Source organism: Pseudomonas sp. RU47 (assembly GCF_004011755.1).
In the GTDB taxonomy this organism is placed as follows: Bacteria; Pseudomonadota; Gammaproteobacteria; order Pseudomonadales; family Pseudomonadaceae; genus Aquipseudomonas.
The window spans coordinates 4,219,389-4,242,205 of sequence record NZ_CP022411.1; the positions used below are offsets into that span (position 1 = coordinate 4,219,389).

The window sequence follows — 22,817 nt, forward strand, 5'->3', positions numbered from 1 at the left end:
ACCGCAGAACAACTTTTCATAAAAGACGCGACGAGGTTTATCTCCATGGCACTGACACGCGAACAGCAAATTGCAGCCCTCGAAAAAGACTGGGCTGAAAACCCGCGCTGGAAAGGCGTGACACGCACTTACTCCGCTGCTGACGTCGTCCGTCTGCGTGGCTCGGTTCAACCTGAGCACACCTTTGCAAAAATGGGCGCCGACAAGCTGTGGAACCTGGTCACCCAGGGTGCCAAGCCGTCCTTCCGTCCTGAGAAAGATTTCGTCAACTGCATGGGCGCCCTGACCGGTGGCCAGGCTGTTCAGCAGGTTAAAGCCGGTATCCAGGCGATCTACCTGTCGGGCTGGCAAGTGGCTGCGGACAACAACTCCGCAGAATCCATGTACCCGGACCAGTCGCTGTACCCGGTGGACTCGGTGCCAACCGTGGTCAAGCGCATCAACAACTCGTTCCGTCGTGCTGACCAGATCCAGTGGAAAGCCGGCAAAAACCCGGGCGACGACGGCTACATCGACTACTTCGCGCCGATCGTGGCTGACGCTGAAGCCGGTTTCGGCGGCGTCCTGAACGCCTACGAGCTGATGAAGAGCATGATCGAAGCAGGCGCCGCCGGCGTTCACTTCGAAGACCAACTGGCTTCCGTGAAAAAATGCGGTCACATGGGCGGCAAAGTACTGGTTCCTACTCAGGAAGCCGTACAGAAGCTGACCGCTGCGCGTCTGGCGGCTGACGTTGCCGGTACCCCGACCATCATTCTGGCCCGTACCGATGCTAACGCTGCTGACCTGCTGACCTCCGATTGCGACCCGTACGACCAGCCGTTCGTGACTGGCGAGCGCACTCAGGAAGGTTTCTACAAGGTTCGCGCCGGCCTCGATCAAGCCATCGCCCGTGGTCTGGCGTACGCGCCATACGCCGACCTGATCTGGTGCGAAACCGCCAAGCCGGATCTGGACGAAGCTCGTCGCTTCGCCGAAGCGATCAAAAAGGAATACCCGGACCAACTGCTGTCGTACAACTGCTCGCCTTCCTTCAACTGGAAGAAAAACCTGGACGACGCGACCATCGCCAAGTTCCAGCGCGAACTGTCCGCCATGGGTTACAAGCACCAGTTCATCACCCTGGCCGGCATTCACAACATGTGGCACAGCATGTTCAACCTGGCGCACGACTACGCCCGCAACGACATGACTGCCTACGTGAAGCTGCAGGAGCAGGAATTCGCTGACGCCGCCAAGGGTTACACCTTCGTGGCTCACCAGCAGGAAGTCGGCACCGGCTACTTCGACGACATGACCACTGTGATTCAAGGTGGCTCGTCGTCGGTCACCGCACTGACCGGTTCGACTGAAGAAGAACAGTTCCACTGATTCGGCTTCGCTGAGCAAACGGCCTTTGCGGATCGTATAGAAAGCTAACCGCAGAGCCGCAAAACTGACGCCCCGACTGGTTCGGGGCGTTTTTTTTGCTCGAGATAATCTCCCAGACACCACCAATCCCCTGTGGGAGCGAGCTTGCTCGCGAAGGCGTCCTGCCAGTCACTATCCATGTCGAATGATGAACCGCATTCGCGAGCAAGCTCGCTCCCACAGGAAAGCCTCAGCCGCGAGAGAAAACATTGATCCAGCGCGGTACATCCGTCAGAAAAATCCGCTAAAACGGGCGCCGTCGCTACTTGCAGTAACGTGCAAGTAAGACAACTTCCCAACTGACATCCCGTTAAACAGTTACAAAACACCCGCAAACGATATTAATTATCATTTAGCCACAACTATGTTCGTTACATTCCCTACAAAACATTATTTGCATAAACCCGCCTAATGCCCGCAACGCATGGGCTGCAGGGCATTGGAGATGCGCTATGTCCTTATTCCAATAAATAATTTCGCTATAGGAATTTTACTTGCAGGGTGTTTAGCCATAAAATCAGCGCGATTGATTGCTGCGACATATCGTCACTGCCTATTTCTTTATCAAGCTCAGAGACCTTTGCTCTCTGTTAAGGATTACCAGCATGCCCGAAGCGACAGGACTCATGGCCCACAACTGGGGCTTTGCCATTTTCCTTCTGGGTGTCGTCGGCCTGTGTGCCTTCATGCTTGGCGTCTCCAGCCTCCTTGGGTCAAAAGCCTGGGGTCGCAGCAAAAACGAACCGTTCGAGTCCGGCATGCTACCTACCGGTGGAGCCCGCTTGCGGCTCTCAGCCAAATTCTATCTGGTCGCGATGCTCTTCGTGATCTTCGATATCGAAGCCCTCTTTCTCTTTGCATGGTCTGTGTCCGTCCGCGAAAGCGGCTGGACCGGATTCGTCGAAGCTCTCGTTTTCATAGCAATTCTGTTGGCAGGTCTTGTCTACCTGTTCCGAGTGGGCGCCCTTGACTGGGCTCCGGAAGCTCGTCGCAAGCGGCAGGCGAAGCTGAAACAATGAGGCTTTGGCAATGCAATACAATCTCACCAGGATCGACCCCGATGCTCCTAACGAGCAGTATCCGATTGGCGAACGGGAAACCGTTTCCGATCCGTTAGAAGATCAAGTCCACAAAAACATTTTCATGGGCAAGCTGGAAGACGTGCTGAGTGGCGCGGTCAACTGGGGACGTAAGAACTCCCTGTGGCCGTACAACTTCGGCCTGTCGTGCTGCTACGTGGAAATGACCACCGCCTTCACGGCGCCCCACGACATCGCGCGCTTTGGCGCCGAAGTTATCCGGGCATCGCCGCGTCAGGCCGACTTCATGGTTATCGCCGGGACCTGCTTCATCAAGATGGCGCCGATCATCCAGCGTCTCTACGAGCAGATGCTCGAACCGAAGTGGGTTATCTCCATGGGTTCTTGCGCTAACTCCGGTGGCATGTACGACATCTACTCTGTGGTTCAAGGGGTGGACAAGTTCCTGCCCGTGGACGTCTACGTACCTGGCTGCCCTCCCCGTCCGGAAGCATTTCTGCAAGGCTTGATGCTGTTGCAGGAATCGATCGGCAAGGAGCGTCGTCCGCTTTCCTGGGTCGTTGGCGATCAAGGCGTTTATCGCGCCGACATGCCTTCGCAAAAGGAAGAGCGCCGCGAACAGCGAATCGCAGTCACCAACCTGCGCAGCCCTGACGAAGTCTGATCCAGATCTGTTCTGACAAAGAAACGAGAAGCTGGCTTCATTCTTTACGTTGACCGAAAGCGAAAAAATAACCATGACTACAGGCAGTGCTCTGTACATCCCGCCTTATAAGGCAGACGACCAGGATGTGGTCGTTGAATTGAACAACCGTTTTGGCGCCGAAGCGTTCACCGCTCAGTCGACCCGTACCGGCATGCCGGTACTCTGGGTCGCGCGCGCCAGGCTCGTTGAAGTCCTGACTTTCCTGCGCAACCTGCCCAAGCCGTACGTCATGCTCTATGACCTGCACGGTGTGGACGAGCGTCTGCGCACCAAGCGCCAAGGGCTGCCGAGCGACGCTGAGTTCACCGTGTTCTATCACCTCATGTCGCTGGAGCGTAATAGTGACGTGATGATCAAGGTCGCCTTGTCCGAGAGCGACCTCAGCTTGCCGACCGTCACCAGCATCTGGCCGAACGCCAACTGGTACGAGCGTGAAGTCTGGGACATGTTCGGTATCGACTTCAAAGGTCACCCGCACCTGTCGCGCATCATGATGCCGCCGACCTGGGAAGGTCACCCGCTGCGCAAGGACTTCCCGGCGCGCGCCACCGAATTCGATCCGTACAGCCTGAACCTGGCCAAGCAACAGCTTGAGGAAGAAGCCGCGCGTTTCCGCCCTGAAGACTGGGGCATGAAGCGTTCCGGCCCGAACGAGGACTACATGTTCCTCAACCTCGGCCCGAACCACCCTTCGGCGCACGGTGCGTTCCGCATCATTCTGCAACTGGACGGTGAAGAAATCGTCGACTGCGTGCCGGACATCGGTTACCACCACCGTGGTGCCGAGAAGATGGCCGAGCGTCAGTCGTGGCACAGTTTCATCCCGTACACCGACCGTATCGACTACCTCGGCGGCGTGATGAACAACCTGCCGTACGTGCTCTCGGTCGAAAAGCTGGCCGGCATCAAGGTGCCTGAGAAGGTTGACGTCATCCGCATCATGATGGCCGAGTTCTTCCGGATCACCAGCCACCTGCTGTTCCTCGGGACTTACATCCAGGACGTCGGCGCCATGACTCCGGTATTCTTCACCTTCACCGACCGCCAGAAGGCGTACACGGTGATTGAAGCCATCACCGGTTTCCGTCTGCACCCGGCCTGGTACCGCATCGGTGGTGTCGCCCACGACCTGCCGCGCGGCTGGGAAAAACTGGTGAAAGACTTCGTTGAATGGCTGCCAAAACGCCTCGACGAATACACCAAGGCTGCCCTGCAGAACAGCATTCTCAAGGGCCGTACCATCGGCGTCGCCCAGTACAACACCAAAGAAGCCCTGGAATGGGGTGTCACCGGTGCTGGCCTGCGTTCGACCGGTTGCGATTTCGACCTGCGTAAAGCGCGTCCGTACTCCGGCTACGAGAACTTCGAGTTCGAAGTGCCGCTGGCTGCCAACGGCGATGCCTACGACCGCTGCATGGTTCGCGTCGAAGAAATGCGCCAGAGCATCAAGATCATCGACCAGTGCATGCGCAACATGCCGGAAGGCCCGTACAAGGCGGATCATCCGCTGACCACGCCGCCGCCGAAAGAGCGCACGCTGCAGCACATCGAAACCTTGATCACGCACTTCCTGCAAGTTTCGTGGGGCCCGGTCATGCCGGCCAACGAATCCTTCCAGATGATCGAAGCGACCAAGGGCATCAACAGTTATTACCTGACGAGCGACGGCGGCACCATGAGCTACCGTACCCGGATCCGCACTCCAAGCTTCCCGCATCTGCAACAGATCCCTTCGGTGATCAAAGGCAGCATGGTCGCGGACATGATTGCGTACCTGGGTAGTATCGATTTCGTTATGGCCGACGTGGACCGCTAAGCATGAACAGCACGCTTATCCAGACAGACCGTTTCACCCTCAGTGAAACCGAGCGCTCGGCCATCGAGCACGAGCTGCACCACTACGAAGACCCGCGCGCGGCGTCGATCGAAGCCCTGAAGATCGTTCAGAAAGAACGCGGCTGGGTGCCGGATGGCGCCCTGTACGCGATCGGCGAGATCCTCGGCATCCCGGCCAGCGACGTTGAAGGTGTGGCGACGTTCTATAGCCAGATTTTCCGTCAGCCGGTTGGCCGTCACATCATTCGCGTCTGCGACAGCATGGTCTGCTACATCGGCGGCCACGAGTCGGTGGTCAGCGAAATCCAGAACAATCTGGGCATCGGCCTGGGTCAGACCACCACCGACGGTCGTTTCACCCTGCTGCCGGTCTGCTGCCTCGGCAACTGCGACAAGGCACCGGCGCTGATGATCGACGACGACACTTTTGGTGATGTGCAGCCTGCTGGCGTCGCCAAACTGCTCGAGGGCTACGTATGACCCTGACATCTTTCGGTCCTGCCAACCGCATTCAGCGTTCGGCCGAGACTCACCCGCTGACCTGGCGTCTGCGTGACGACGGCGAAGCCGTGTGGCTCGACGAGTACCAGGCCAAGAACGGTTACGCCGCTGCGCGCAAAGCCTTCGCCGACATGGATCAGGACGCCATCGTCCAGACCGTGAAAGACGCCGGCCTTAAAGGTCGCGGCGGTGCAGGCTTCCCCACGGGCGTGAAGTGGGGCCTGATGCCCAAAGACGAATCCATCAACATCCGCTACCTGCTGTGCAACGCGGATGAAATGGAGCCGAACACCTGGAAAGACCGCATGCTGATGGAGCAACTGCCCCATCTGCTGATCGAAGGCATGCTGATCAGTGCTCGCGCGCTGAAAACCTACCGTGGCTACATCTTCCTGCGTGGCGAATACACCACCGCCGCCAAGCACCTCAACCGTGCCGTGGAAGAAGCCAAGGCTGCAGGCCTGCTGGGTAAAAACATTCTGGGTTCGGGTTTTGATTTCGAGCTGTTCGTCCACACCGGCGCCGGGCGTTACATCTGCGGTGAAGAAACCGCACTGATCAACTCCCTCGAAGGCCGCCGCGCCAACCCGCGCTCCAAGCCGCCCTTCCCTGCCGCCGTCGGCGTGTGGGGCAAGCCGACCTGCGTGAACAACGTCGAAACCCTGTGCAACGTGCCGGCGATCATTGCCGACGGCGTTGACTGGTACAAATCGTTGGCGCGTGAAGGCAGCGAAGACATGGGCACCAAGCTCATGGGCTTCTCCGGCAAAGTCAAAAACCCGGGCCTGTGGGAACTGCCATTCGGCGTCACCGGTCGCGAGTTGTTTGAAGACTACGCCGGCGGCATGCGCGACGGCTTCAAACTCAAGGCCTGGCAGCCAGGTGGCGCCGGTACCGGTTTCCTCCTGCCTGAACACCTCGACGCACAAATGTACGCCGGCGGCATCGCCAAAGTGGGCACCCGTATGGGTACCGGCCTGGCCATGGCGGTGGACGACAGCGTCAACATGGTGTCCTTGCTGCGCAACATGGAGCAGTTCTTCGCTCGCGAGTCGTGCGGTTTCTGCACCCCGTGCCGCGATGGTTTGCCATGGAGCGTCAAGCTCTTGATGGCCATCGAACAAGGTCGCGGTCAGCCAGGCGACATCGAGACCCTGCTGGGTCTGGTCAACTTCCTCGGCCCGGGCAAGACCTTCTGTGCTCACGCACCGGGTGCCGTGGAACCGTTGGGCAGTGCCATCAAATACTTCCGTCCAGAGTTCGAAGCCGGTATCGCGCCAGTCAGCGCCGCCGTCCCGCCTCTGGCAAGGCCGATCGTAATCGGCGCGTAAACGCTTAACAGGTGAAGGGCCTGGGCCCTTCTCCTCCTGCGATGACGCCTTTCGAGGCTGGTTTGATTCGCACGGATAACAAGATTCCATTAGCCACGCCCGCTGACACCGGGCCAACGAAGACCTTTGAACCATGGCCACTATCCACGTAGACGGCAAAGCGCTCGAAGTCGACGGGGCAGACAACCTGTTACAGGCATGTCTGTCGCTGGGCCTCGACATCCCTTATTTCTGCTGGCACCCCGCGCTTGGTAGCGTCGGGGCTTGCCGCCAGTGCGCGGTCAAGCAGTACACCGACGAGAACGACACCCGTGGTCGCATCGTCATGTCCTGCATGACCCCGGCCACCGACAACACCTGGATCTCCATCGAAGATGAAGAATCCAAGGCGTTCCGCGCCAGTGTTGTTGAATGGCTGATGACCAACCACCCGCACGACTGCCCTGTGTGCGAAGAAGGCGGTCACTGCCACCTGCAAGACATGACCGTGATGACCGGCCACAACGAGCGCCGTTATCGCTTCACCAAACGCACGCACCAGAACCAGCAACTGGGCCCGTTCATTTCCCACGAAATGAACCGCTGCATCGCTTGCTATCGCTGCGTGCGTTTCTACAAGGATTACGCTGGCGGCACCGATCTCGGTGTGTTCGGCGCCCACGACAACGTGTACTTCGGTCGCGTTGAAGACGGCGTGCTGGAAAGCGAGTTCTCCGGCAACCTCACCGAGGTCTGCCCGACCGGTGTGTTCACCGACAAGACTCACTCCGAGCGCTACAACCGCAAGTGGGACATGCAGTTCGCGCCGAGCATCTGCCATGGCTGCTCGAGCGGTTGCAACATCTCCCCGGGCGAGCGTTACGGCGAACTGCGTCGCATCGAAAACCGTTTCAACGGTTCGGTGAACCAGTACTTCCTGTGCGACCGTGGCCGTTTCGGTTATGGCTACGTCAACCGCACCGACCGTCCACGTCAGCCGCTGCTGGCCGACGGCACCAAGCTTGGTCTGGATGCTGCACTGGATAAAGCGGCTGATCTGCTGCGCGGTCGCAACATCGTTGGTATCGGTTCGCCGCGTGCCAGCCTTGAAAGCAACTACGCTTTGCGTGAACTGGTGGGCGCCGAGCACTTCTACTCGGGTATCGAAGCGTCCGAACTGGAGCGCATCCGTCTGGTCCTGCAAGTGCTGAAAGACAGCCCGCTGCCAGTGCCGAACATGCGCGACATCGAAGACCACGATGCGATCTTCGTACTTGGCGAAGACCTGACCCAGACCGCCGCCCGCGTGGCGCTGTCGCTGCGTCAATCGGTCAAAGGCAAGGCTGAAGACATGGCCGAAGCCATGCGTGTTCAGCCTTGGCTCGACGCCGCCGTGAAGAACATCGGTCAGCACGCGCTGAACCCGCTGTTCATCGCCAGCCTGGCCGAAACCAAGCTCGACGACATCGCTGAAGAATGCGTACACGCCGCTCCAGACGATCTGGCGCGCATCGGGTTCGCCGTTGCTCACGCTCTGGACGCCAGCGCCCCGGCCGTTGAAGGTCTGGACGCCGAAGCACTGGAACTGGCTCAGCGCATCGCTGACGCCCTGCTCGCTGCAAAACGTCCGCTGATCATCGCCGGTACTTCGCTGGGCTCCAAAGCCTTGATCGAAGCCGCGGCGAACATCGCCAAGGCGCTGAAGCTGCGCGAGAAGAACGGTTCGATCAGCCTGATCGTGCCGGAAGCCAACAGCCTCGGTCTGGCCATGCTCGGTGGCGAGTCGGTGGATGCTGCGCTGCAAGCTGTCATCGACGGTAAAGCCGACGCCATCGTTGTGCTGGAAAACGATCTGTACACCCGCACTGCCAAAGAAAAAGTCGATGCCGCACTGAACGCTGCGCAAGTGGTGATCGTTGCTGACCATCAGAAGACCGCTACCAGCGACCGCGCGCACCTGGTTCTGCCAGCGGCCAGCTTCGCTGAAGGCGACGGTACGCTGGTCAGCCAGGAAGGTCGCGCCCAGCGCTTCTTCCAGGTTTTCGACCCGCAATACATGGACGCGAGCATTCTGGTTCACGAAGGCTGGCGCTGGCTGCACGCCCTGCGCGCGACCCTGCTGAACCAGCCGATCGACTGGACGCAACTCGACCACGTCACCGCTGCCGTTGCTTCGAGCACCGAGCAACTGGCGCGTATCGTCGACGCTGCACCTTCGGCGGCGTTCCGCATCAAGGGTCTGAAACTGGCGCGTGAGCCGCTGCGTTATTCCGGTCGCACCGCGATGCGCGCCGACATCAGCGTTCACGAACCGCGCACCCCGCAAGACAAAGACACCGCGTTTGCCTTCTCCATGGAAGGTTACTCGGGCTCTGCCGAACCGCGTCAGCAAGTGCCATTTGCATGGTCGCCGGGCTGGAACTCGCCACAAGCGTGGAACAAGTTCCAGGACGAAGTCGGTGGCCACATCCGAGCTGGCGACCCAGGCACCCGCCTGATCGAAAGCACTGGCGATTCGCTGAACTGGTTCGCTGCAGCACCGCGTGCATTCAACCCGGCGCCGGGCACCTGGCAAGCCGTGCCGTTCTTCCACCTGTTCGGCAGCGAAGAGAACTCTTCGAAAGCCGCACCGGTTCAAGAGCGCATTCCGGCTCCATACGTGGCTCTGGCCAAGTCGGAAGCGGATCGTCTGGGCGTCAACGACGGTGCCCTGCTGAGCCTGAACGTGGCCGGTCAGACCCTGCGTCTGCCGCTGCGCATCAATGAAGAACTGGGCGCCGGTCTGGTGGCATTGCCTGCGGGCATCGCCGGCATTCCACCGGCATTCGCCGGCGTATCCGTCGACGGTCTGCAGGAGGCAGCGCAATGACCTGGTTCACCCCTGAAGTGATCGATGTGATCCTCTCGGTCGTCAAAGCCATCGTGATTCTGCTGGCCGTTGTGGTCGCGGGCGCGTTGCTCAGCTTTGTCGAACGTCGCCTGCTGGGCTGGTGGCAGGACCGTTACGGTCCGAACCGCGTTGGCCCGTTTGGTATGTTCCAGATCGCCGCCGACATGCTGAAGATGTTCTTCAAGGAAGACTGGACCCCGCCGTTTGCCGACAAGGTGATCTTCACTTTGGCACCGGTGGTGGCGATGTCGGCCCTGCTGATCGCCTTCGCGATCATCCCGATCACCCCGACCTGGGGCGTCGCGGATCTGAACATCGGCCTGCTGTTCTTCTTCGCCATGGCCGGTCTGTCGGTCTACGCGGTGCTGTTCGCCGGCTGGTCGAGTAACAACAAGTTCGCCCTGCTCGGCAGCTTGCGTGCGTCGGCGCAGACCGTGTCCTACGAAGTGTTCATGGGCCTGGCCCTGATGGGCATCGTGGTTCAGGTCGGCTCGTTCAACATGCGCGACATCGTCGAGTACCAGGCGCAGAACCTGTGGTTCATCATTCCGCAGTTCTTCGGCTTCTGTACCTTCTTCATCGCTGGCGTCGCCGTGACTCACCGTCACCCGTTCGACCAGCCGGAAGCGGAACAGGAACTGGCCGACGGTTACCACATTGAATACGCCGGTATGAAATGGGGCATGTTCTTCGTCGGTGAATACATCGGCATCATCCTGATCTCGGCGCTGCTGGTCACCCTGTTCTTCGGTGGCTGGCACGGTCCGTTCGGCATCTTGCCGCAACTGGCGTTCGTCTGGTTCGCACTGAAGACCGCGTTCTTCATCATGCTGTTCATCCTGCTGCGCGCTTCCATTCCGCGTCCGCGTTATGACCAGGTGATGGATTTCAGCTGGAAATTCTGCCTGCCACTGACCCTGATCAATTTGCTGGTGACCGCTGCGGTCGTGTTGTGGAACACGCCTGCAGTCGCGGTTCAGTGAGGATTTGACCCATGTTCAAATATATTGGCGACATCGTTAAGGGTACTGGTACCCAGTTGCGCAGCCTGGTCATGGTCTTCGGCCATGGCTTTCGCAAGCGCGACACCCTGCAATACCCGGAAGAAGCGGTCTACCTGCCACCACGCTACCGTGGTCGCATCGTCCTGACCCGCGACCCCGATGGCGAAGAGCGTTGCGTAGCCTGCAACCTGTGCGCCGTGGCTTGCCCGGTGGGTTGCATCTCGCTGCAGAAAGCTGAAACCGAAGACGGTCGCTGGTACCCGGACTTCTTCCGTATCAACTTCTCGCGCTGCATTTTCTGCGGTCTCTGCGAGGAAGCCTGTCCGACCACCGCAATCCAGCTGACCCCGGATTTCGAGATGGCCGAGTTCAAACGTCAGGACCTGGTGTACGAGAAAGAAGATCTGTTGATCTCCGGCCCCGGCAAAAACCCTGATTACAACTTCTATCGTGTTGCAGGTATGGCAATCGCTGGCAAGCCGAAAGGCTCCGCGCAGAACGAAGCCGAACCGATCAACGTGAAGAGCTTGCTGCCTTAAGGAAGAACGATGGAATTCGCTTTCTATTTCGCATCGGGTATCGCTGTTGTGTCCACGCTTCGCGTAGTCACCAACACCAACCCTGTGCACGCCCTGCTCTACCTGATCATCTCGTTGATCGCTGTGGCCATGACCTTCTTCGCACTCGGCGCACCGTTCGCCGGCGTGCTGGAAGTGATCGCCTACGCCGGCGCCATCATGGTGCTGTTCGTGTTTGTGGTGATGATGCTGAACCTCGGCCCGGCCTCGGTTCAGCAAGAACGCGTCTGGCTCAAGCCCGGCATCTGGGCTGGCCCGGTGATTCTCGCCGCGCTGCTGCTGGCCGAACTGCTGTATGTGCTGTTCGCTCACCAGAGCGGTCAGGCCATCGGCCACACCACCGTAGACGCGAAAGCCGTGGGCATCAGCCTGTTCGGTCCGTACCTGCTGGTGGTCGAACTCGCCTCGATGCTGCTGCTCGCCGCAGCCGTCACGGCGTTCCATTTGGGCCGTAACGAGGCGAAGGAGTAAGACATGCCTGCTATCCCTCTCGAACATGGTCTGGCGGTTGCCGGGATCCTGTTCTGCCTTGGTCTGGTCGGCCTGATGGTCCGCCGCAACATTTTGTTCGTGTTGATGAGTCTGGAAGTGATGATGAACGCCTCTGCACTGGCGTTCATTGTTGCAGGCGCCCGTTGGGGCCAGCCGGATGGACAGATCATGTTCATCCTGGTGATCAGCCTTGCAGCCGCCGAGGCCAGTATTGGTCTGGCGATCCTGCTGCAACTGTATCGCCGCTTCCACACGCTCGATATCGACGCTGCCAGTGAGATGCGCGGATGAATCTTATCTTTCTGACTTTCGTATTCCCTCTGATCGGTTTCCTGCTCCTGTCGTTCTCCCGTGGACGCTGGTCGGAAAACCTCTCGGCGCTGATCGGCGTGGGTTCCATTGGCTTGTCGGCGATCGTCGCCGCCTACGTCATCTGGCAATTCAACGTCGCACCTCCCGAAGGCGGTCACTACACCCTGGTGCTGTGGAAGTGGATGGCGGTCGAAGGCTTCAAGCCTGACTTCGCCCTCTACGTCGACGGCCTGTCGATCACCATGCTCGGCGTGGTGGTGGGCGTGGGTTTCCTGATCCACCTGTTCGCGTCCTGGTACATGCGCGGTGAAGCGGGTTACTCGCGCTTCTTCTCGTACACCAACCTGTTTATCGCCAGCATGCTGTTCCTGGTGCTCGGCGATAACCTGTTGTTCCTGTACTTCGGCTGGGAAGGCGTGGGCCTGTGCTCGTACCTGTTGATCGGTTTCTACTACAGCAACCGCAACAACGGTAACGCCGCACTCAAGGCCTTCATCGTGACCCGGATCGGCGACGTGTTCATGGCCATCGGCCTGTTCATCCTGTTCCAGCAAGTGGGCACGTTGAACATCCAGGAACTGCTGGTGCTGGCACCGCAGAAATTCCAGGTCGGCGACTTCTGGATCACCCTGGCGACTCTGATGCTGCTGGGTGGCGCGGTCGGTAAATCGGCACAACTGCCGCTGCAAACCTGGCTCGCGGACGCGATGGCTGGCCCGACCCCGGTTTCGGCACTGATCCACGCCGCAACCATGGTGACCGCCGGTGTTTACCTGATCGCCCGTACCCACGGTCTGTTCACCCTGGCGCCGGAAATCCTCCACCTGGTCGGCATCGTTGGTGGTGTAACTCTGGTTCTCGCAGGTTTCGCCGCTCTGGTTCAGACCGACATCAAACGTATCCTCGCCTACTCGACCATGAGCCAGATCGGCTACATGTTCCTGGCGCTGGGCGTTGGTGCATGGGATGGCGCGATTTTCCACCTGATGACCCACGCCTTCTTCAAGGCCCTGCTGTTCCTTGCTTCCGGTGCGGTGATCGTTGCCTGCCACCACGAGCAGAACATCTTCAAGATGGGCGGTCTGTGGAAAAAACTGCCACTGGCCTATGCCAGCTTCATCGTTGGTGGTGCTGCGCTGGCCGCTCTGCCACTGGTCACCGCCGGCTTCTACTCCAAGGACGAAATCCTTTGGGAAGCGTTCGCCAGCGGCAACCACGGTCTGCTCTACGCAGGTCTGGTCGGCGCGTTCATGACGTCGCTGTACACCTTCCGCCTGATCTTCATCACGTTCCACGGTGAAGCCAAGACTGAAGCCCACGCCGGTCACGGCATCGCTCACTGGCTGCCATTGTCGGTGCTGATCGTATTGTCCACCGCCATCGGCGCGATGATCGTTCCGCCACTGCACGGCGTACTGCCAGAAAGCGTTGGCCATGCTGGCGGCGAAGCCAAGCACAGTCTGGAAATCGCGTCGGGCGCCATCGCCCTGGCCGGTATCCTGCTGGCAGCGCTGCTGTTCCTCGGCAAGCGTCGTTTCGTCACGGCGATCGCCAACAGCGGCATCGGCCGTTTCCTTTCGGCCTGGTGGTTCGCTGCCTGGGGCTTCGACTGGATCTACGACAAACTGTTCGTCAAGCCTTACCTTGCGATCAGCCACGTACTGCGCAAAGACCCGCTCGACCAGACCATCGGTCTGATCCCGCGTATGGCCAAGGGGGGTCACACCGCCCTGAGCCGCACCGAGACCGGTCAACTGCGTTGGTACGCTGCTTCGATGGCTGCTGGTGCCGTGCTGGTGATTGGCGCCATCGTGCTGGTAGCGGTCTGATATGAACCTTGCGAATTTGCGAAAGGAAACGAGCCCGTCATGATTCTGCCTTGGCTAATCCTGATCCCCTTCATCGGCGGCCTGCTGTGCTGGATGGGTGAGCGCTTCGGCGCTACCCTGCCCCGCTGGATTGCGCTGATCACCATGTCCCTGTTGCTCGCGATCGGCCTCTGGCTGTGGGCTACCGGCAACTATTCATTTGCTCCGGCGCCTGGCGCCGATCCGACCTGGGCGCTTGAGTTCAAGCATGTCTGGATCCAGCGCTTCGGCATCAACGTGCACCTGGCCCTCGACGGCCTGTCGCTGTTGATGATCCTGCTGACCGGTCTGCTGGGTATCCTCTCGGTGCTCTGCTCGTGGAAAGAGATTCAACGTCACGTTGGCTTCTTCCACCTGAACCTGATGTGGATCCTGGGCGGCGTTGTCGGCGTGTTCCTCGCCCTCGACCTGTTCATGTTCTTCTTCTTCTGGGAAATGATGCTGGTGCCGATGTACTTCCTCATCGCGCTCTGGGGTCACAGTTCTTCGGACGGCAAGAAAACCCGGATCTACGCGGCAACCAAGTTCTTCATCTTCACTCAGGCTTCCGGCCTGATCATGCTGGTGGCGATCCTCGGTCTGGTGCTGGTCAACTTCAACAACACTGGCGTGATTACTTTCAACTACGCCGACCTGTTGAAAACCAAGATGTCGATGACCACCGAGTACATCCTGATGCTCGGTTTCTTCATCGCCTTCGCGGTCAAGCTGCCAGTGGTTCCGTTCCACTCGTGGTTGCCTGATGCCCACGCCCAGGCGCCGACTGCCGGCTCCGTCGACCTCGCCGGTATCTTGCTGAAAACCGCTGCCTACGGTCTGCTGCGTTTCGCCCTGCCGCTGTTCCCGAATGCTTCGGCCGAGTTTGCGCCGATCGCCATGACCCTCGGTCTGATCGGGATCTTCTACGGTGCGTTCCTCGCTTTCGCACAAACCGACATCAAGCGTCTGATTGCCTTCTCGTCCGTTTCCCACATGGGTTTCGTGTTGATCGGCATCTATTCCGGCAGCCAACTGGCGCTGCAAGGTGCAGTGATCCAGATGTTGGCGCACGGTGTGTCGGCGGCGGCACTGTTTATCCTCAGCGGTCAGTTGTACGAGCGTCTGCACACTCGTGACATGCGTGAGATGGGCGGTCTGTGGTCGCGTATCGCTTACCTGCCGGCGATCAGCCTGTTCTTTGCAGCCGCGTCCTTGGGTCTGCCGGGTACCGGTAACTTTGTCGGTGAGTTCCTGATCCTGATCGGCTCCTTCGCAAGCTGGCCATGGATCACTGCGATTGCCACTTCCGGTCTGGTGTTCGGTTCGGTCTACTCGCTGATCATGATCCACCGTGCCTACTTCGGTCCGTCGAAATCGGATTCGATCCTGCACGGTATGGACGCTCGCGAACTGATCATGGTGCTGGGCCTTGCGGTGCTGCTGGTTTACCTCGGCGTCTACCCGCAACCGTTCCTCGATACTTCTGCCGCCACGATGCATGGCGTGCAGCAGTGGCTCGGCACCGCCTTCACTCAACTCGCTTCGGCCCGGTAAGAGCGCTATGGAATTCACGATTCAACACTTTATTGCGCTTGCGCCACTGTTGATCACCAGCCTCACCATTATCGTGGTGATGCTGGCAATCGCCTGGCGCCGCAACCACTCGCAGACCTTCCTGATCTCGGTCGCCGGTCTGAACCTGGCCTTGCTGTCGATCCTCCCAGCCCTGAAAGTCGCGCCTCTGGCCGTGACCCCATTGCTGCAGATCGACACCTTCGCTTGCCTGTACATGGCGCTGATCCTGGTCGCCACCCTCGCCTGCGTCACCCTCGCCCACGCCTATCTGGGCGATGGCGGTTCGGGTTACCCGGGCAACCGTGAAGAACTCTACCTGCTGATCCTGATGGCCGCCGCCGGTGGTCTGGTTCTGGTCAGCGCGCAGCACCTGGCCGGTTTGTTCATCGGTCTGGAACTGCTCTCGGTACCGGTCTACGGTCTGGTGGCTTACGCCTTCTTCAACAAGCGTTCGCTGGAAGCCGGCATCAAGTACATGGTGCTGTCGGCCGCCGGTTCCGCGTTCCTGTTGTTCGGTATGGCGCTGCTCTACGCCGACTCGGGTTCGCTGAGCTTCGTCGGTATCGGTCAGGCACTGGCTGCAACCGGCCTGCCTAGCTCGCTGGCACAACTGGGCCTGGGCATGATGCTGATCGGTCTGGCGTTCAAGCTGTCGCTGGTACCGTTCCACCTGTGGACGCCGGACGTCTACGAAGGTGCTCCGGCACCGGTGGCGGCGTTCCTCGCGACCGCTTCCAAGGTTGCGGTGTTTGCGGTGATGGTGCGTCTGTTCCAGATCTCCCCTGCTGCGAGCAGTGGCGTGCTGAGCGACGTGCTGACCGTCATCGCCATCGCTTCGATCCTGTTCGGTAACCTGCTGGCCCTGACCCAGAGCAACCTCAAGCGTCTGCTCGGTTACTCGTCCATCGCGCACTTCGGCTACCTGCTGATCGCACTGGTGGCGAGCAAGGGGCTCGCGGTGGAAGCCATCGGCGTGTACCTGGTGACTTATGTGATCACCAGCCTCGGCGCCTTCGGCGTGATCACCCTGATGTCCTCGCCGTACAACGGCCGTGACGCGGATGCCCTGTACGAATACCGCGGCCTGTTCTGGCGCCGTCCGTACCTGACCGCCGTGCTGACCGTGATGATGCTGTCGCTGGCGGGTATCCCGCTGACCGCAGGCTTCATCGGCAAGTTCTACATCATCGCTACCGGTGTTGAATCGCACCAATGGTGGCTGGTCGGCTCCTTGGTACTGGGCAGCGCCATCGGCGTCTTCTACTACCTGCGCGTGATGGTCACCCTGTACCTGATCGAACCAAACCTGCGTCGCCACGACGCCCAGCTGCACTGGGAACAGAAGGCAGGCGGCGTGATGCTGCTGGCCATCGCCCTGGTCGCGTTCTTCCTGGGTGTGTATCCGCAGCCATTGCTGACTCTGGTTCAGCAGGCGGGTCTGGCGGGCTGATTGCTTGGCTGGCTAGAAATGAAAACGGCACCTTCGGGTGCCGTTTTTGTTTTTGCGGGATTTAACATCTTGAACACTTGCGCTGGCCTCATCGCAGGCGCGCCCGCCTCCCCAGGTTTGTGCGTCGCTCACAAACTCCGGGCACACCCAAAAACCATTGTGGGAGCGAGCCTGCTCGCGAAGGCGTAGGCACTTTTAACATCTTGATTGGCTGACACTCCGCTTTCGTCGGAACGCCGCCCGGAGCAAGCTCGCTCCCACAGGTTTGTGTGGCGTTCACTCAATTCATATAACCACATGACGAAATTGTAATTCCCTCATCACCTTGGCGTTATCCGCAGCTTGCAACGATGTCACCCGGCGACCAATGCCGGCGGGCCCTGCCCCGTCGAACAATAAAACCCACGCCGAAGCACGTTCCCGTTCTGCCGAACCCAAGGAGTGTTTGATGGTTAACCCTACAAAAATATCGATGGCCGCTTTAGCGGTGGTGGTCGGCGCCGGGCCGTCCACGGTGTTTGCTGAAGACAAGCCTGAAGGCTTTGTCGAAGGCAGCAGCCTGACAGTGCTCAACCGCAACTTCTACTTCAATCGTGATCATCGCAACGGCCAGTCCAGCCCAACCGGCAACGGTTACTCCGAGGCTTGGGCGCATGCAGTGATCAGCAAGTTCGAATCCGGTTTCACCCAAGGCACCGTCGGGGTCGGTGTCGATGCGTTTGCGATGATCGGGCTGAAACTCGACACCGGTGACGGCCGCAACGGTGGGCGCAGTTCGTTTGATGTGATGCCGGTCAACAGCGACGGCGAGGCGCGGGACGAATACACCAAGGTCGGCGGCGCTGCGAAAATCCGGGCGTTCGATACGGTGGTCAAGGTCGGTGATGTGTTCCCGGCCAACCCGATGGTCGCGGCGGGCGACTCGCGCTTGCTGCCGGAAAGCTTTCGCGGGGTGACGGCGACCAACACCAGCATCGAAGGTCTGTCGGTGCAGGGCGGTCGATTGCACGCGATGAGCCAACCGGTGTCCAGCGACATGCGCGAGAACTTCGCGACGTTCTACGCAGGCCCGGTCAACTCGCCGTGGATCGCTTATGGTGGCGGCGATTACGTGCTGAACAAAAATCTCAGTTTCAGCCTGTATTCCAGCCGTCTCAAGGATGCGTGGAATCAGTACTACGCAGGCACCGCCTGGACCTATCCGCTGTCCGAAGACCTGTCGCTGTTCGGTGGTTTGAACTATTACAAAGCCGTCGATGAGGGCAAACAACTGCTCGGCGAGTTCGACAACAACATCTGGAGCGGCCGCGTTGGCGTCAAGCTTGGTGCCCACTCCGTCGCCCTCTCCCACCAGCGCAACAACGGTAATGACGACTTCGATTACCTGCGCCAGTCCGACTCGATCTTCCTCGACAACTCCATCCAGTACAGCGACTTCAACTCGCCGAAAGAACGTTCGTGGATGGTGCGTTATGACCTCGACATGAGCACTTACGGCGTGCCGGGTTTGTCGTTCATGACCCGTTACGCGCGCGGCACCGACGCCGATTATTCCAACGCCAACGCCGTGTACATGCGCCGCGATGCCGAGGGTAATCCGCTGACCGACCAGAAGCGCTGGGAGCGCGATGTGGAAGTCAAATACGTGGTGCAGAGCGGTTCGTTGAAAGACCTCTCGCTGCGCCTGCGCCAGGCCACCACCCGCGCCACGGCGTTCGAGTCGGACCTGGAGGAAGTGCGAGTGATTGTCGAGTACCCACTGGCCATTCTCTGACTGCATGGTCGATGCAAATTCACCTTTAGAAGCTCCTTGCTCCTTTGGTAAGAGGTGAATCTTTTGGCGTCCTTCGGGGCGCTTTTTTTTGCTCTGCACAAAGCCATCGTTGGCTTGACCGCAGCGCCGGCCACCTGCCATCTTCACCTGCGCTGAACAACAAGAATAACGAGGGACCGATGAGTAGCCGCAAGAACCTGGAAATCGAGTACCTGCGAGGCGCGGCCGTCGGCCTGACCTTTTTCAGCCATGTCACCATGATGCTGCCGTTCCATACCGACACGCTGCTGAGGATGTTCTCGATTTTCATGCCGTGGACCGGGGTGGACCTGTTCTTCTGCATTTCCGGTTTCGTGGTGAGCAAGGCTTATCTGGACTACTTCGACAAGCACCGCGCGCAGGGTCAGTTTGGTCTGGCCGCCGCGTGTTTCTGGTTGCGGCGCGCCTACCGTCTCTTGCCCACAGCCTGGCTGTGGATGCTTATACCGCTGTGCTTCTCTCTCGTGTTCAACCAGTCGAACGCCTTCGGTTCGTGGTTCGACAACCTGCGCAGCTTCACCGCTGTTGCGACCTTCAGCGCAAACCTGGCACATGGTTACGGCTCACTATTGGCTTCCAGCCCGCACTACTGGAGTCTGGCGCTTGAGGAGCAGTTCTACTTCGTCTTGCCGTTTTTTCTGTTGTTTATCACGGCGCCGCGCTGGCGGGTCATTGCCCTGTTCGCGCTGATTTCCTTGCAGTTCGGTCTGGACCGCAACCCGTTCGGCACCCCGGCCAGCACCATGCTCACCAACTTCCGCCTCGACGCCATGCTCTGGGGAATTCTGCTGTGCCTGTTCACACGTAGCCGCCTCTATCAGCAGATAGAACCGCTCGGATTGGCTAAGGGGCCATTCAAGCCGCTGCTGTGCACGCTGTTTCTGCTCTACATGCTCGGCGCCGTGGCCATACAACTGATTGCCCTGCCGATTGCCGTGGGCATGGTCGCGATCATCGCGGTCGTGATTGTCTGGCTGGCGAGTTACCAGAAAGGCTACATCTATTGCCCGCAGTTCATGCGCGGTTTCATGCAGTGGCTCGGCTCGCGGTCGTATGGCCTGTACGTGATCCACGTGTTTACCAATCACCTGAGCACCGAAATCTGGACGCGCGTAGCCGCCAGTCAGGGCGTGCCGCTGGATGGGCGTTTTACCCTTGAGCTGATCGTCACGTCGGTGGTTGTGCTGGTGATCTTGAGTGAACTCAATTACCGCTTTATCGAAACGCCGCTGCGTCTGCGCGGCGCAGAGATTGCCCGACGCAAACTGAACCATGAGGCCGCGTCAGTGCCGGCCGTTGTGGATGCGGCGCCGTTGCCAGCCAAATAGCGCTCAGGCAGAAACGCGGCCCCTGCACAGGGCCGCGCTCCTTTGGTAAGAGGTGAATCTTTTGGCGTCCTTCAGGTCGCCTTTTTTTGCTCTGCGGTCGCGACATAATCAACCCGCTATCGAGACAACCTAGCGGGTAGTTGATTAAACCAGGCTTTAGCGTAAAGGCAGCATCAGGGTTATAGGGGAAATATCGGGGCACGGAATGAACCCTGCGTACTTGATATAAAAGCTCGACAGCCGATCATTCAAGGGATGAACAATTATTGCGCTGGATCCGATCGACTGAGACGCGTTGAGAGCTCTTTCAATAGCATCTTGCAGTAAATCGATGGCGAAGCCCTGGCCCTGAGCTTCCCGTGTCACGCCCATACGCCCCAATAGAGTTACCGGATGGACACTGGGCGAATTGCGTTGACTGCTTTTCGGCATGACGCTGGCACGGGCGACTGATCCGCTGGAGAGCGTGTAATAGGCCATCACATTCGACGTACCTTTGAGGCAACTGACGTAAACAACAGCCTGCTTGGTGGATTGGGCTTTTCGCGCCTTCCTCAGCAGGTATTGGTCAATGGTCACCTCACCAGAATCGAAGGCATCGAGTTCGTGTCGGTCGTTCAGCTTCTCGGGGGCGGTCAACTCCAACGTTTTGGACGTGCGAGCAGTTGGTGCAGGCATTCGTTACCTCGAGCCGGATTGGCTTCAATAGCCTGTTCGAATGCGTCAAATGCGCCGTCGTCGAGAAGGAACAGTCGTTTATCCAGAATCACCTCTTCAGCTTTTTGGCAGGCAGCTTCCAGGATAAAACTTGTGCGATCACGACCAGACATGGCAGCCGCCAGATCGATCAGATTACGTTTCTTTTCGTCCGCTCTCATGTTGATTGGAACGGGTTTGGATTTTTCAACACTTTCAGTTGTGGACATTGTTCTGTTTCCCATCTGGGTAGGTGATGCTGGAACTGGAGCCTCCTTATGGCGTTAGCACATCAGCTTTTGTTTATTTTTCATTTTCTGACTCCTTGAGTGGCCCGGAGAGGTTTAGGCCATGCTCTTAACGTGAGATCTAACGTTTGAGGTGCGAAACCATGAGAGCGGCTTCGGAGTCGATTCTATACCGACCGTGTAGCCAATGCATATACGCGTATAGCTTTCAGATACACGGTCGTTTTGTTTATCTATTGCGAGAAAAAGCCCCCCGCCAAAGGACCTTCGCCTACGTCGTGACCTCCACGTTATCCAGCGCTTTGTTTACCGCCAGCTCGCCAAGCATGACGACCTGCGCGATCCCCAACAGTGTCTTGCGGTGGGTGCCTTCCAGCATCGCCGCGAAGTCACCGAGCATCACCGTGGCCGACGACAGCGATTCGCTGGCGTTGGCCAGTAATGATTCGGTATCGGCTTTGGGATTGACCAGGAACATCTGGTTGGGGATGTACGGCGCGGACATGATGGCGGCTGATGGTTTGAGGTAGAAGTCGAGGGCGCGGTCGGCGGCTTCGTGGAGTTTTCTGGTCTCAACGCAGACGTAGGGGGATGTTGAGGTGGCGTCAGGGGTGACGTCTGTTTCGGGGGGATTGGGTGTTGGCTTTTTCATGATATTTCTCCTTCATAACGTTGAAGCTGATCCATTCGGTTCCACGCGAAGGGGTGGCAGCTGTACGCAGGTTGGAACCCGGGGAACGGAGAAACCCGGCAGACTCGAAAGTCTCCCGCGCACAGCCGCCATAACAGACTGCACACCATGAAGGTGAGCAAGCATACGTCATGAAAGACGCTTTGGCGCTGACACGTTCTCCGGGGTTCCAATCCCGATCGCTGAATTGGCAGCGACCCGTACAGGCTAGAGAGCTGACGTCCGACGGACAACCTGAAAACATTGTGGGAAGGTTCCGCACTTCCCACACAACCTTTAAACATCACGAATTGAAATACGCATCGTGATATTGAACATTGGCCCCCATAGATTCAGCTGCCGCCGTTCCGACACACGCCCATCACGTTGTACTTGATGGTGTTGAGCTGACCTTTGGAATCCTCGTAGGTCATCGCGGTGGGCACGACATTGCACGCAGCCTGCGGCTTCACCACGCTCACCACTTTGACCACGTCCAGCTTCATGCCATACGCGTAATCCTTCACCACCGGCGGCGCTTTGCCCTGGTTGGCGGCGTACTGTTCCATGGCTTTGCTGTTGGCGCTGAGCGCGCGTTCAAAGGTCCGGTCACCGCCACCTTCAGCCAGCACATTCACAGACATCGCCATGACAGCGGCGAATGCGATCAACTTGAGTACTTTCATATCCATTTCCTTCCCGTCCGGGCTTGAAAAAAAGCCCGGCATCGATGCGCGATAACGGGCTTGTTCAGATGCAGCAGGCTTACAGATCGCGGGTCTTGTCATCTTTCTTGTCGTTGACGACCACCGGGTTGCCGGCGGCTTTTTCCTTGGCGACGAAGAGCTCCATGGAACGGTCGTTGTTGGTCATCATCCGCTCGAATGTGCGGTCGCCACCGCCTTCGGCCAAGGCCACGGAAGAGATCGCCAACGCCACAACAAAAGTACCCATCTGTACGATTTTCATCTTTGATTCCTCGTTTAAGTAACTGACGGGATCAAGGTAACAATCCGAACCTATCGTCACGGTGGCGGGGAAATTACATATCCGTTATCTCCCGGATCAGTGCACGGAACCCCTGTGGGAGCGAGCCTGCTCGCGAAAGCGG

General features: G+C 58.9%; 21 protein-coding genes. 16 read left to right on the plus strand and 5 right to left on the minus strand.

The features are described from left to right. Window positions 1-45: 45 nt before the first annotated feature. The 16 genes from aceA (at window position 46) to CCX46_RS19250 (ending at window position 20,092) form a co-directional block, all read left to right on the plus strand. Window positions 46-1,371, plus strand: coding sequence for an isocitrate lyase (aceA, locus tag CCX46_RS19170; RefSeq protein WP_007920195.1), 1,326 nt, complete (start codon window positions 46-48; stop codon window positions 1,369-1,371). 644 nt (window positions 1,372-2,015) lie between these two features. Next, window positions 2,016-2,429 (plus strand): NADH-quinone oxidoreductase subunit A, encoded by a 414-nt coding sequence (locus CCX46_RS19180; protein WP_003223812.1) that lies wholly within the window; start codon window positions 2,016-2,018, stop codon window positions 2,427-2,429. A 10-nt stretch (window positions 2,430-2,439) separates the two neighbouring features. Then, window positions 2,440-3,114 (plus strand): NuoB/complex I 20 kDa subunit family protein, encoded by a 675-nt coding sequence (locus CCX46_RS19185; protein ID WP_007920192.1) that lies wholly within the window; start codon window positions 2,440-2,442, stop codon window positions 3,112-3,114. Between the two features lie 73 nt (window positions 3,115-3,187). Beyond that, window positions 3,188-4,972 (plus strand): NADH-quinone oxidoreductase subunit C/D, encoded by a 1,785-nt coding sequence (nuoC, locus tag CCX46_RS19190; RefSeq protein WP_007920189.1) that lies wholly within the window; start codon window positions 3,188-3,190, stop codon window positions 4,970-4,972. Between the two features lie 2 nt (window positions 4,973-4,974). Then, a complete protein-coding gene (gene nuoE, locus CCX46_RS19195; protein ID WP_007920186.1) occupies window positions 4,975-5,472 on the plus strand; it encodes an NADH-quinone oxidoreductase subunit NuoE in 498 nt (165 codons plus the stop codon). Then, the gene (gene nuoF / locus CCX46_RS19200; RefSeq protein WP_007920184.1) at window positions 5,469-6,824 is read left to right on the plus strand and encodes an NADH-quinone oxidoreductase subunit NuoF; all 1,356 of its coding nucleotides are present in this window, start codon (window positions 5,469-5,471) and stop codon (window positions 6,822-6,824) included. Before nuoE ends, nuoF begins: the two co-directional genes overlap by 4 nt. Window positions 6,825-6,957: 133 nt before the next feature. Beyond that, a complete protein-coding gene (gene nuoG, locus CCX46_RS19205) occupies window positions 6,958-9,672 on the plus strand; it encodes an NADH-quinone oxidoreductase subunit NuoG (protein ID WP_127928943.1) in 2,715 nt (904 codons plus the stop codon). Further along, window positions 9,669-10,676: an NADH-quinone oxidoreductase subunit NuoH gene (gene nuoH / locus CCX46_RS19210; protein ID WP_007920179.1), complete on the plus strand. Its 1,008-nt coding sequence runs from the start codon at window positions 9,669-9,671 to the stop codon at window positions 10,674-10,676. The genes nuoG and nuoH overlap by 4 nt, the downstream gene beginning before the upstream one ends. An 11-nt stretch (window positions 10,677-10,687) precedes the next feature. Beyond that, on the plus strand, window positions 10,688-11,236 hold the full coding sequence (gene nuoI / locus CCX46_RS19215) for an NADH-quinone oxidoreductase subunit NuoI (protein ID WP_007920177.1): 549 nt from the start codon (window positions 10,688-10,690) through the stop codon (window positions 11,234-11,236). 9 nt (window positions 11,237-11,245) lie between these two features. Then, window positions 11,246-11,746, plus strand: a complete 501-nt coding sequence (gene nuoJ, locus CCX46_RS19220; RefSeq protein ID WP_007920176.1) for an NADH-quinone oxidoreductase subunit J — start codon at window positions 11,246-11,248, stop codon at window positions 11,744-11,746. A gap of 3 nt (window positions 11,747-11,749) precedes the next feature. Further along, a complete protein-coding gene (gene nuoK, locus CCX46_RS19225) occupies window positions 11,750-12,058 on the plus strand; it encodes an NADH-quinone oxidoreductase subunit NuoK (protein WP_003223790.1) in 309 nt (102 codons plus the stop codon). Continuing rightward, complete coding sequence (gene nuoL / locus CCX46_RS19230; protein WP_038362640.1) at window positions 12,055-13,908, plus strand: NADH-quinone oxidoreductase subunit L; 1,854 nt, start codon at window positions 12,055-12,057, stop codon at window positions 13,906-13,908. The genes nuoK and nuoL overlap by 4 nt, the downstream gene beginning before the upstream one ends. Before the next feature lie 39 nt (window positions 13,909-13,947). Continuing rightward, window positions 13,948-15,480 carry an NADH-quinone oxidoreductase subunit M gene (gene nuoM / locus CCX46_RS19235; protein ID WP_127928945.1) on the plus strand — a complete coding sequence of 511 codons (1,533 nt, stop codon included), beginning with the start codon at window positions 13,948-13,950 and terminating at the stop codon, window positions 15,478-15,480. Between the two features lie 7 nt (window positions 15,481-15,487). Then, window positions 15,488-16,951 (plus strand): NADH-quinone oxidoreductase subunit NuoN, encoded by a 1,464-nt coding sequence (gene nuoN, locus CCX46_RS19240; protein WP_007920173.1) that lies wholly within the window; start codon window positions 15,488-15,490, stop codon window positions 16,949-16,951. 448 nt (window positions 16,952-17,399) lie between these two features. Beyond that, entirely contained in the window at window positions 17,400-18,725 is a 1,326-nt protein-coding gene (locus tag CCX46_RS19245) for an OprD family porin (RefSeq protein WP_127928947.1), read from the plus strand. A gap of 179 nt (window positions 18,726-18,904) precedes the next feature. Continuing rightward, window positions 18,905-20,092 carry an acyltransferase family protein gene (locus tag CCX46_RS19250; RefSeq protein WP_127928948.1) on the plus strand — a complete coding sequence of 396 codons (1,188 nt, stop codon included), beginning with the start codon at window positions 18,905-18,907 and terminating at the stop codon, window positions 20,090-20,092. A gap of 156 nt (window positions 20,093-20,248) precedes the next feature. Here CCX46_RS19250 and CCX46_RS19255 read toward each other — a convergent pair whose 3' ends face one another. The 5 genes from CCX46_RS19255 to CCX46_RS19280 all read right to left on the minus strand — a co-directional run bounded on the left by CCX46_RS19255 (window position 20,249) and on the right by CCX46_RS19280 (window position 22,675). Further along, window positions 20,249-20,770: a hypothetical protein gene (locus CCX46_RS19255; RefSeq protein WP_127928949.1), complete on the minus strand. Its 522-nt coding sequence runs from the start codon at window positions 20,768-20,770 to the stop codon at window positions 20,249-20,251. Then, entirely contained in the window at window positions 20,728-21,018 is a 291-nt protein-coding gene (locus tag CCX46_RS19260; RefSeq protein ID WP_127928950.1) for a type II toxin-antitoxin system TacA family antitoxin, read from the minus strand. Before CCX46_RS19260 ends, CCX46_RS19255 begins: the two co-directional genes overlap by 43 nt. A gap of 289 nt (window positions 21,019-21,307) precedes the next feature. Further along, complete coding sequence (locus CCX46_RS19265; protein WP_127928951.1) at window positions 21,308-21,688, minus strand: DUF6124 family protein; 381 nt, start codon at window positions 21,686-21,688, stop codon at window positions 21,308-21,310. Between the two features lie 371 nt (window positions 21,689-22,059). Beyond that, window positions 22,060-22,392: a DUF2790 domain-containing protein gene (locus CCX46_RS19275; protein ID WP_127928953.1), complete on the minus strand. Its 333-nt coding sequence runs from the start codon at window positions 22,390-22,392 to the stop codon at window positions 22,060-22,062. Between the two features lie 79 nt (window positions 22,393-22,471). Next, window positions 22,472-22,675: a co-regulatory protein PtrA N-terminal domain-containing protein gene (locus CCX46_RS19280; RefSeq protein WP_127928954.1), complete on the minus strand. Its 204-nt coding sequence runs from the start codon at window positions 22,673-22,675 to the stop codon at window positions 22,472-22,474. Between the last annotated feature and the right edge of the window lie 142 nt (window positions 22,676-22,817).

Coding starts and splice junctions, on each gene's coding strand:
- aceA (WP_007920195.1), top strand. CDS start 46: ATGGCACTGACACGCGAACAGCAAATTGCAGCCCTCGAAAAAGACTGG.
- CCX46_RS19180 (WP_003223812.1), top strand. CDS start 2,016: ATGCCCGAAGCGACAGGACTCATGGCCCACAACTGGGGCTTTGCCATT.
- CCX46_RS19185 (WP_007920192.1), top strand. CDS start 2,440: ATGCAATACAATCTCACCAGGATCGACCCCGATGCTCCTAACGAGCAG.
- nuoC (WP_007920189.1), top strand. CDS start 3,188: ATGACTACAGGCAGTGCTCTGTACATCCCGCCTTATAAGGCAGACGAC.
- nuoE (WP_007920186.1), top strand. CDS start 4,975: ATGAACAGCACGCTTATCCAGACAGACCGTTTCACCCTCAGTGAAACC.
- nuoF (WP_007920184.1), top strand. CDS start 5,469: ATGACCCTGACATCTTTCGGTCCTGCCAACCGCATTCAGCGTTCGGCC.
- nuoG (WP_127928943.1), top strand. CDS start 6,958: ATGGCCACTATCCACGTAGACGGCAAAGCGCTCGAAGTCGACGGGGCA.
- nuoH (WP_007920179.1), top strand. CDS start 9,669: ATGACCTGGTTCACCCCTGAAGTGATCGATGTGATCCTCTCGGTCGTC.
- nuoI (WP_007920177.1), top strand. CDS start 10,688: ATGTTCAAATATATTGGCGACATCGTTAAGGGTACTGGTACCCAGTTG.
- nuoJ (WP_007920176.1), top strand. CDS start 11,246: ATGGAATTCGCTTTCTATTTCGCATCGGGTATCGCTGTTGTGTCCACG.
- nuoK (WP_003223790.1), top strand. CDS start 11,750: ATGCCTGCTATCCCTCTCGAACATGGTCTGGCGGTTGCCGGGATCCTG.
- nuoL (WP_038362640.1), top strand. CDS start 12,055: ATGAATCTTATCTTTCTGACTTTCGTATTCCCTCTGATCGGTTTCCTG.
- nuoM (WP_127928945.1), top strand. CDS start 13,948: ATGATTCTGCCTTGGCTAATCCTGATCCCCTTCATCGGCGGCCTGCTG.
- nuoN (WP_007920173.1), top strand. CDS start 15,488: ATGGAATTCACGATTCAACACTTTATTGCGCTTGCGCCACTGTTGATC.
- CCX46_RS19245 (WP_127928947.1), top strand. CDS start 17,400: ATGGTTAACCCTACAAAAATATCGATGGCCGCTTTAGCGGTGGTGGTC.
- CCX46_RS19250 (WP_127928948.1), top strand. CDS start 18,905: ATGAGTAGCCGCAAGAACCTGGAAATCGAGTACCTGCGAGGCGCGGCC.
- CCX46_RS19255 (WP_127928949.1), bottom strand. CDS start 20,770: ATGCCTGCACCAACTGCTCGCACGTCCAAAACGTTGGAGTTGACCGCC.
- CCX46_RS19260 (WP_127928950.1), bottom strand. CDS start 21,018: ATGTCCACAACTGAAAGTGTTGAAAAATCCAAACCCGTTCCAATCAAC.
- CCX46_RS19265 (WP_127928951.1), bottom strand. CDS start 21,688: ATGAAAAAGCCAACACCCAATCCCCCCGAAACAGACGTCACCCCTGAC.
- CCX46_RS19275 (WP_127928953.1), bottom strand. CDS start 22,392: ATGAAAGTACTCAAGTTGATCGCATTCGCCGCTGTCATGGCGATGTCT.
- CCX46_RS19280 (WP_127928954.1), bottom strand. CDS start 22,675: ATGAAAATCGTACAGATGGGTACTTTTGTTGTGGCGTTGGCGATCTCT.